The sequence below is a fragment of the Streptomyces sp. MK37H genome, assembly GCF_018035285.1.
Classification (GTDB): Bacteria; Actinomycetota; Actinomycetes; order Streptomycetales; family Streptomycetaceae; genus Streptomyces; species Streptomyces endocoffeicus.
The window spans coordinates 1-8,382 of the sequence record NZ_JAAAYH010000400.1 but is presented as its reverse complement, the minus strand read 5'-3'; the positions used below and the strand labels follow the sequence as shown (position 1 = coordinate 8,382).

7 protein-coding genes are annotated in these 8,382 nt (G+C 74.2%); 5 read left to right on the top strand and 2 right to left on the bottom strand.

The genetic code is table 11. The features are described 5' to 3' along the window. A partial coding sequence (dapE, locus tag GWI24_RS35755; RefSeq protein WP_210950196.1) for a succinyl-diaminopimelate desuccinylase occupies positions 1 to 1,010 on the top strand: 1,010 nt, incomplete at its 5' end. 141 nt (positions 1,011 to 1,151) lie between these two features. Here the strand turns inward: dapE and GWI24_RS35750 are convergent. Continuing rightward, a complete protein-coding gene (locus GWI24_RS35750) occupies positions 1,152 to 2,807 on the bottom strand; it encodes a CdaR family transcriptional regulator (RefSeq protein WP_210950195.1) in 1,656 nt (551 codons plus the stop codon). A gap of 124 nt (positions 2,808 to 2,931) precedes the next feature. Here GWI24_RS35750 and GWI24_RS35745 point away from each other — a divergent pair, with 124 nt between their 5' ends. Both GWI24_RS35745 and menC read left to right on the top strand, forming a co-directional pair. Continuing rightward, positions 2,932 to 3,801, top strand: coding sequence for a chorismate synthase (locus GWI24_RS35745; RefSeq protein ID WP_247617326.1), 870 nt, complete (start codon positions 2,932 to 2,934; stop codon positions 3,799 to 3,801). Then, complete coding sequence (gene menC / locus GWI24_RS35740) at positions 3,798 to 4,907, top strand: o-succinylbenzoate synthase (RefSeq protein WP_210950194.1); 1,110 nt, start codon at positions 3,798 to 3,800, stop codon at positions 4,905 to 4,907. The genes GWI24_RS35745 and menC overlap by 4 nt, the downstream gene beginning before the upstream one ends. Positions 4,908 to 4,928: 21 nt before the next feature. On the opposite strand, the gene GWI24_RS35735 is transcribed toward menC, so the two are convergent. Continuing rightward, on the bottom strand, positions 4,929 to 6,131 hold the full coding sequence (locus GWI24_RS35735) for a cytochrome P450 (RefSeq protein ID WP_210950193.1): 1,203 nt from the start codon (positions 6,129 to 6,131) through the stop codon (positions 4,929 to 4,931). A gap of 86 nt (positions 6,132 to 6,217) precedes the next feature. Here GWI24_RS35735 and GWI24_RS35730 point away from each other — a divergent pair, with 86 nt between their 5' ends. Both GWI24_RS35730 and GWI24_RS35725 read left to right on the top strand, forming a co-directional pair. Continuing rightward, positions 6,218 to 7,093 (top strand): helix-turn-helix transcriptional regulator, encoded by an 876-nt coding sequence (locus GWI24_RS35730; RefSeq protein WP_210950192.1) that lies wholly within the window; start codon positions 6,218 to 6,220, stop codon positions 7,091 to 7,093. Then, a complete protein-coding gene (locus tag GWI24_RS35725; RefSeq protein ID WP_210950191.1) occupies positions 7,090 to 7,947 on the top strand; it encodes an oxidoreductase in 858 nt (285 codons plus the stop codon). The genes GWI24_RS35730 and GWI24_RS35725 overlap by 4 nt, the downstream gene beginning before the upstream one ends. The last annotated feature ends 435 nt before the right edge of the window (positions 7,948 to 8,382 follow it).

Genomic DNA, 8,382 nt, shown 5'->3' with positions numbered 1-8,382 from the left:
TGGTCGACATCCCCTCGGAAAGCGGCCATGAGGCCCCGCTCGCCGACGCCGTCGAGAGCGCGCTGCGCGCCCTGCCGTGGCTGACCGTCGAGCGGATCGGCCACTCCGTCGTGGCCCGCACCCACCTGGGCCGCGACCGGAGGGTGGTCATCGCCGGGCACCTGGACACCGTCCCGGCCGCGGACAACCTCCCCTCCCGGCTGGACGGGGGGCTGCTCTACGGCCTCGGGGCCTGCGACATGAAGGGCGGTGTCGCGGTCGCCCTCCGGCTCGCGGCGGCACTCCCCGCGCCCGTGCACGACATCACCTACGTGTTCTACGAATGCGAGGAAGTGGCCGGCGACCGCAACGGCCTGGCCAGGATCGCCGCGGAACGCCCCGAGCTGGTCCAGGCCGATCTGGCGATCCTCATGGAACCCTCGGACGCCGGTGTCGAGGCGGGCTGCCAGGGTGTGCTGATGGCGGACATCGCGGTACGCGGCGAGCGGGCGCACACCGCCCGCGCCTGGAAGGGGGTCAACGCCGCCCACCGCGCCGCCGCCGTCCTGCGGCGCCTGGACGACCACACCGCCGAGCGGATCACCATCGACGGGCTGGAGTACCGCGAGGGGCTGAGCGCCGTGGCCGTGCGCGCGGGCGTGGCCGGCAATGTGGTGCCCGACCTGTGCGTCATCACGGTCAACCTGCGGTTCGCGCCCAGCCGTTCGCCACAGGAGGCCGAGGCGTACGTACGCGACCTCTTCCCCGAGTACGAGGTCGAGATCACCGAGAACATCCCGGGCGCCCGTCCCGGCCTGGATCAGGAAGCGGCCGCCTCGCTCGTGGCGTACCTCGGCGTGGCGCCCCGCCCCAAACTGGGCTGGACCGATGTCGCCCGCTTCGCCGCGCTCGGCACACCGGCGCTCAACTACGGCCCCGGCGATCCGTCCCTGGCCCACACCGCGGGCGAGTATGTGCCGGTGGAGCAGTTGCGGGAGTGCGAGGCGCGGCTCATGGGCTGGCTCGGCTGAATCCGCAGCACACCCCTCAGCAGAAAGGCGCCCCGAAGGGGCGCGGGCTGTGCCGATGTGCGGCTCCGCCGCGTGGGCGCGACCAGCCACGACGACGCCGCGGACGATCGACGGCAGGTCGGGGCACTTCCAGCGGAGCCCTTAGGCGCTCGTGCCCCGCAGCCCGGCGAGCGTGCGCAGCTGAAGCCACAGCACCAGCCGCTCGTCCGGGTCGTCCAGGTCGATGCCCAGCTGCGTCCGCGCCTGCCGCAGCCGGTAGCGGCAGGTGTTGGGGTGGACGGCCAGCAGCCGCGCCGCCCGCGCCATATCGCATCCGGCGTCCAGCCAGCACACCAGCGTCCGGGCGTAGTCCGTGCCGTGCCCGGCGTCGTACGCCACGATGTCCCGCCATGCCCCGGCCGCCAACTCCCGCCGCTCGCCGAGGAGTTCGGTGAGCCGGAGCAGTACGGCGCGGGCCCGGACCTCCGCCATGGCGGCCACCGTCTCGTCCGGGCCGAGCACCCGCAGCACCAGATCGGCGTCCTCCCGCGAGCCGCGGACCTCCGCCACCTCCGGCACCACATCGCCGAGACCGGCCCGCACCGGTACCCTCAGGGCCTGCCCCGCGCGGCGCACGATGTCCTCGGCGAGCCGCCGCTGCCGCTCCCCGGCCCGCCCGTACGTCCCCGGCAACAGCGCGTACACCACCCCGTCGACCAGCACACAGGCATGCCGCCCGTACCGCGCCTCGCACTGCAGCCGTACGAGATCCAGCAGCCGCAGCGCGGCCTGCTCCCCGTCCGGCGCGCCCGCCGCGCCCTCCAGCGCGAAGGCGGCGACCCGCACCGGTGTACCGGGGGCCAGCCCCAGGCGCTCGGCGGCGGTGGCGGGCTCGGCGGTGCCGTCCAGGAGACGGCGCAGCAGATCGCCGGTCATATGGCGGGACAGTTCCTGTGCCGCCCGCGCCCGCAGCAGGAGCAGGGCGGCTGTGGAGGCGCCCTGGGCCAGCGCCTCCTCGGCGTCCGGTGCGAGGGTCCCGTCGTCGACGACCCACAGCGAGCCGAGGGTCTCACCGCCCGCCCGTACGGCGACGGCCAGCCGCGGCAGTTCCTCGGCGCTGAGGGCGGGCAGGCGCACCGGCCCCTGGGAGGCGAACAGCACCCGGTACTGCTCGGTGTTCGCCGGGCTGCCCGGCACCTGACGGCCCAGGATGCCCTGGCGCCGGGGCTCGTCCACGGGCTGGCCGGGGATGGTGGAGTGGGCGAGGATGCGCTGGCGCGGATCCTCGATCACGGTGGCGCCGCCCACGGCCGTGGCCACGGCGCCCGCGAGCGAGAACAGATCGCCTAGCGCGGCGCCGCCCGCGGGGGAGGGCCGGGCCCCGACCGCCCCGGCCAGCAGCAGATGGACATGGTGCCAGGCGGCGTCCTCGTCCACGGTGAGCAGGGCCAGCCCCCGCTCCCGCGCCCGGGCGACGGCGTCCGCGAGCCCCTGCCCGTGCCCGGACGCGAGCCCCTGCCCGGACGAGGGTCCCTGCCCGGACGAGGGTCCCTGCCCGGATGCGGGTCCGTCCTCGCCGCGTATGACCAGACCCGCCATCCGCGCGGCCGCCGCCTCGTCCACCAGCGCCCCGGCCGCGTCCGCCCGCACCCCGACCGCCAGCAGCAGGGCGCCGGGCGCCCGGTCCGGGAACGGGGCGTGGGCGTCGTACAGCACCACCTCGGTGACGGGCGTGGTGAGCCCGGACGGGGCGGTGAGCAGCCGCAGCGCGGGCTCGCCCAGGGTGTCCAGAAGCTCCCCGAGGGTGCGGGTGTCCATGGGCGGTACCGGGCCTTCCAGGGGGCTGACGCACGAGACGATTGGCTGATCGCAACAGGACCCTAGGTCGCGCTTGTGCGTCCGGACAAGCCGAGCGCGGGTGCGCCCCGGGAGACTCAGGCTCATGACATCAGTGACGATGGACACCGAGGCGCTGGCCACCGCCGCCGCCCGCGCCGCCGGGGTCGCCGTCCGCACCGTCCACGACGTGGCCGGTGTCCAGGCGGTGGCCGACTTCTTCGCCGAGGTGTGGCGGCTGCCGCGCAGCAACCCGCCCTATCCGGCCGAGGTGCTGCACAGCATCGTCCACGCGGGCGGCGCGGTGCACGCCGCGTACCCGACCGGGCCTGGCGGCGAGCGGCTCTCCGGCGCCGCGGTCGCGGTCTTCGGCCCGCCCGCCGACCGGGAGGTGTACTCGCTCGTGGCCGCCACCACCGCCTCCGACCGGGGCGTCGGCCACGCCGTCAAACAGGCCCAGCGCGGCTGGGCGCTGGAGCGCGGGGCCCACACCATGCGCTGGACCTTCGACCCGCTGGTCGCCCGTAACGCCCGCTTCAACCTGGTCAAACTGGGTGCCGTCGGCGCCGAGTACCTGGTCGACCTCTACGGGCCCATGAACGACGGGGTGAACGACGGCGACGAGAGCGACCGGCTCACCGCCCGCTGGGACCTCCGCGCGCGACCCGCACCCGCACCCACCCCCGCCGACGACACCGACGACCGGGCAGCCGCCCCGGCCGTCCGCCACGCCCCCGACGGCGGTCCGCTCGCCGCCCGCCACGGGGACCGGCTGTGGTGCAGGGTGCCCGGGGACATCGTCGCGCTGCGCACCGCCGACCCGGCCCTGGCGCTGCGCTGGCGGCACGCCGTGCGCGAGGTGTTCACCGAGGCGTACGCCGAGGGCTTCCGGGCGACCGCGATGTCCCGCGACGGCTGGTACCGGCTCACCCGGAACCCCACCCCGACCACCCCCGGAGAGGACCCGCGGCCATGAGGCTCGAACGCGCCGAACTGCTCCATGTCGCCCTTCCGCTGATCACCCCCTTCCGCACCTCCTTCGGGACGATGACCAGCAAAGACACCTTTCTGCTGCATATCGTCACGGACCGGGCCGAGGGCTGGTCGGAGTTCGCCGCCGACCCGGAGCCGCTGTACTGCGCGGAGTTCATCGCCGGCGCCGAGATCGTGATCCGCGACTTCCTGCTGCCCCGGGTGGCCGCCCTCCCCACGCCCACGACCGCGGCCCTCGCCCCCGCCATGGCCGCCGTCAAGGGCCATGAGCTGGCCAAGGCGGCCCTGGAGACCGCGCTGCTCGACGCCGAACTCCATGCCCACGGCATGCCGCTGTCCACCTTCCTCGGCTCGGTCCACGAGCGGGTGCCCGCCGGGGTGTCCGTGGGCATCAAGGACTCCCTCCCCGAGCTGATCGACGACGTCGAGCGGTATCTCGCCGAGGGCTACGTACGCATCAAGCTGAAGATCGAGCCGGGCTGGGACGTGGCGCCGGTGCGCGCGGTACGGGAACGGTTCGGCGAGGCGCTGCCGTTGCAGGTCGACGCCAACACCGCGTACACCCTTGCCGACACCGAACACCTGAGGAAACTCGACGAGTTCGGGCTGCTGCTCATCGAGGAGCCGCTGGAGGAGAACAACCTCCACGCCCACGCCCGGCTCCAGCGGCGGCTGACCACCCCGGTCTGTCTGGACGAGTCCATCCACAACGCGCGCGACGCCGCGTCCGCGATCGCGATGGACGCCTGCCGGGTCATCAACATCAAACCGGCCCGGGTCGGTGGCTATCCGGAGGCCCGCCGCATCCACGACCTCGCCACCGCCCACGGGGTCCCGGTGTGGTGCGGGGGCATGCTGGAGACCGGTATCGGCCGCGCCCCCAACCTGGCCCTCGCCGCCCTGCCCGGCTGCACCCTGCCCGGTGACACCTCGGCCTCCGGCCGGTACTTCGCCGAGGACATCACCGAGCCGTTCGTCCTCCAGGACGGCCACCTCCCGGTGCCCACCGCGCCCGGCATCGGCATCGACCCGCTCCCGGACGCCCTCGCCCGGTTCACCACGGCACGGCGGCGGCTGTACCCGCGCTGAGCCGCGCCCGCCACCGGCCGGTCAGGCTCGGCCGGTGCGCACCACCGTGCAGCCGCGCAGCTCATAGCTGTCGATCCCGTCCTTGAAGCCGACCCTGGGCGGGGCCGCCATATGGATGCCGGGCAGGGCGAACAGCCGGCTGAGGAGGACATCCGTCTCCAGGAGCGCGATGGTGGCCCCGGGGCATTTGTGCGCACCGTCCCCGAAGGACAGCCCCGGCGCCCCCGCGCCCGCGGCCATCGGGCGGCCCGGACACAGCCGCTCCGGCCGCTCGCCCACCGTACGGGCGTCGAGATTGGCGCGGTGGAGCAGGACGTCGACCAACTCCCCGGCCGGGACCGTCACTTCCGCGTCCGGGCCCTGGCCGCTGCCCGGCAGCCGGAGCGGTGCGGTGGTACGGCGGCGGAGCCGGCCGATGACCGGTTCGAGCCGGAGGATCTCCTGCAGGATGGCGATCCGGCCGGGCTCGTCGGTGGCCCGGTATCGCGCCAGCAGGGCGGCGTCGCCGAACAGATGCCACGCGGCCATATTGACGAATTCCCGGGTGGTGACCATGCCCGCGGCGGCGAAGGTGAGGCATTCCCCCAGGATCTCGCCGGACGAACACCCCTCGTCCAGCAGATGGGAGATCAGGTCGTCGCGCCGCCGTCGTCGCCGGGCCCGTACGGCCGGGCGGACATCACCCCAGTAGACCCGCAGCCAGCTGGAGTTCTGCCGAACCAGCCAGCGGATCCCGTGGAGGCTGGTCAGCCCGGGTGTCCCGAACTTCTCGGGGAAGAAGCGCTCCAGCCGCCCCCGGATCCCGGGCCGGCTCTCCGTCAGACCGATCACGGCACTGGCCACCTCGATGGCCAGATGGAAACTCAGGTCGGCGAGGTGGCCCCGGCCGGTCTCCCGGACGGTGTCGAGCTGTGCCTCCGCCACCTCGACCATGACCTGGCGGTAGTGCTCGTCGACCCGGCGCGGGGTGAAGAACCGGGCGGTCTGCCGCCGGTCCTCGCGGTGTTCCGGACCGTCCCGGTAGAGCACCGGGCGCCGGAACCGGGACGGCAGCTTCTCCACCGTCTCGACGCCGAGCCCGGCCTGCACGGTGGCGGTGGCGCGCAGTACGGCGCGGGCCTCCGCGTAGCCGGACACCTGCCAGATCCCGTCGGGCCCCCGCCGCACCGGGCAGCCGCCCGCGTCCGGCCCCCGGTCGACCCTGCGCTCCCCGTAGTGGTCCATGGGTGGCACCTCCCGGCCCAGACTAGGAGTAGCGCGGCCACCTTACGAGGCCCTGACCGTGCTTTCCCCGGTCTACGCTCCCTTTCATGGACAGCGAGAACCCACTGGGGCGCTTTCTGCGCGCCCGCCGTGAACGGGTGCGGCCCGAGGACGTGGACATCCTGCCCGCCGGCCGGCGCCGGGTGGCGGGGCTGCGCCGGGAGGAGGTCGCCCTGCTGGCCGGGGTCAGCACCGACTACTACATACGGCTGGAGCAGGGCCGGGAGCGGCATCCCTCGGCGCAGGTGGTCGAGGCGCTGGCCCGGGCGCTGGTGCTGGAGGAGGACGCGGTCGCCCATCTGCACCGGCTGGCCCGTCCGGCCCCCGGCCGGCGCCGCCCGGCCGCGCGGCGGGAGCGGGTGAGTCCGACCCTGCTGCGGATGATGGAGGGCTGGCCACGGACCCCGGCCGTGGTCCTGGGGCGCTGTCTGACCGTACTGGCCCACAACACCCTGGGCGGGGCCCTGTTCGACGGGCACACCCACAGCCGGGATCTGGTGCGGCTGGTCTTCCTCGACCCGGACGCGCGGGAGTTCTACCCCGACTGGGACCGGGTGGCGGTCAATACCGTCGCCGGGCTCCGCGCGGCGGCCGGAATCGACGCCGAGGACCCCGAACTGATCGCCGTCGTCGGTGAGTTGTCGCTGAAGAGCGAGACGTTCCGGCGGCTGTGGGCCCGCCATGACATCCGCCAGAAGACCCATGAGACCAAGCGCTTCCGGCATCGCCTTGTCGGTGAGCTGACCCTGGAGTACGAGGCACTGACCGTGAACAGCGCCCCCGGTCAGCAGCTCATCGTCTACCAGGCGGAGCCGGACAGCCCGTCCGAGCAGGCGCTGGCCCTGCTGGGCAGCCTCACCGCCGACGTGGTGGAGGCGCCCCACGACCCCATGAGCACCACGACGAAGGACTCTTCCGCATGACCGTCAATGACTCGCCCGTCTGGTTCATCACCGGCTGTTCCACCGGTCTGGGCCGGGCACTGGCCACCGCTGTCCTCGCCCACGGCCACCGCGCGGTGGTCACCGCCCGCGACCCCCGGCAGGTGGCCGACATCGTCGCCGGTCACGGGGACCGCGCGCTGGCCCTGGCGCTCGACGTCACCGACAAGGACCGGGTGGCGGAGGCGGTGAAGGAGGCGGAAACCGCCTTCGGCCGCATCGACGTACTCGTCAACAACGCGGGCTACGGCTATCTCGCCGCGCTCGAGGAGGGCGAGGACGAGGAGGTCCGGGCCCTGTTCGACACCAATGTCTTCGGCCTGGTGGACGTCACCCGCGCGGTGCTGCCGGGCATGCGCGCCCGCGGCGCCGGCCACATCGTGAACATCTCCTCCCTCGGCGGCCTGGCCGCCTTCGGCGCCACCGGCTACTACCACGCCACCAAGTTCGCCGTGGAGGGCCTGTCCGAATCGCTCGCCGCCGAGGTTGCCCCGCTGGGCATCAAGGTGACGATCGTCGAGCCCGCCGCCTTCCGCACCAACTGGTCCGGCCCCTCCATGCGCCAGTCCGCCACCACCATCGACGACTACGCCGGGACCGCGGGCGCACGGCGCGCCGGCACCCTCGCCACCTACGGCCACCAGCCCGGCGACCCGGTCCGCGCGAGCGAGGCCATCATCGGCGCTGTGGAGGCGGCGGAACCCCCGCTGCGGCTGCTGCTGGGCAAGGCCGCCTACGACATCGCCCAGGCCCGGCTGGACTCCCTCAGGGCCACCTTCGACACCTGGCGCGAGGTCACGCTCGGAGCCGATTATCCGGTGGCCGCGACGTCCTAGGGCTGTCCGGCGGCTGGTGACGCCTGCGGCGGGCTGTCCCCTCCCCGCCCCTTCCCGAAACTGGGGCGAAACCCCAGACCCCGAACCGGGGCTCTGCCTCAGGCCCCCGTGCCGGGGCTTCGTCCCAGGCCCCCGTGCTGGGGCTTCGCCTCAGGCCCCCGTGCCGGGGCTTCGTCCCAGGCCCCCGTGCTGGGGCTTCGCCTCAGGCTCTGTGTCGGGGCTCTGCCTCAGGCTCTGTGTCGGGGCTTCGTCCCAGGCTCCGTCCTGGGGCTCTGCCCCAGGCCCCGTGCCGGGGCTCTGCCCCAGGCCCCGTCCTGGGGCTCTGCCCCAGGCCCCGTCCTGGGGCTCTGCCCCAGGCCCCGTCCTGGGGCTCTGCCCCAGGCCCCGTGCCGGGGCTCTGCCCCAGGCCCCGTGCCGGGGCTCTGCCCCAGGCCC